Source organism: Acutalibacter intestini, assembly GCF_034334985.1.
Taxonomy (GTDB): Bacteria; Bacillota; Clostridia; order Oscillospirales; family Acutalibacteraceae; genus Acutalibacter; species Acutalibacter intestini.
Map to the genome: position 1 here is coordinate 1 of NZ_JAWXXL010000139.1, position 595 is coordinate 595.

The following is a 595-nucleotide window of genomic DNA, read 5'->3' on the forward strand; positions in this document are numbered from 1 at the left end:
GTCAGCCACCCCTGCTTTGCATCCTTGGAATAGACCAGCAGGTGCATATGCGGATGGTGCGCGGTATTGTGAAATGCTCCGTACCATTGCAGGTTACTGATGTCGATTTTCTGAGCCTCGGCCAACTCGGTGACATTGCGCCGCACCAATTCACGCCATGCCTCGGCCCTGTTATAGCCCAACCGCTCCGCATCCTCACGGTGTAAGCTGATGACGTGTGTCCAGATAATCCCCCTGTGCTGACCCACTTCCTCGGCGACCGAATCCAAATCTATTTTGTCATCGGTCTGACTAAAAAGGCCATGACTTCCAAGCTTTTCCACCCCATGGCACTCTGCCATATAGCTGACCAGCTTGTCCAGTTCGCCAATGCGGTCAGCGTTGCGCTCAATAAAAGCATCGATGAACTCGCTTGTGTTGCTCCTGGTGGGAGAACTCTCGTAGTCATGGTACTCACCATAGTCCTTGGCAGACGAGTCAAACTTGATGATGTCCTGCACCAACCTCTGCTGCCGAACGGTGGCGGGTGAGTTATCAATGCCCTGGGCCACCCTCTCCACGCTTTCGCGAGTGCCCATGTACTTCACCAGATTTG

At 53.9% G+C, this 595-nt stretch carries 1 protein-coding gene; it reads right to left on the reverse strand.

Annotation, left to right across the window (positions count from 1 at the left end; genetic code table 11):
- On the reverse strand, positions 1-578 hold a 578-nt coding region (gene mobP3, locus U8U68_RS22835; protein ID WP_322204649.1), incomplete at its 3' end, for a MobP3 family relaxase.
- Positions 579-595: the final 17 nt, after the last annotated feature.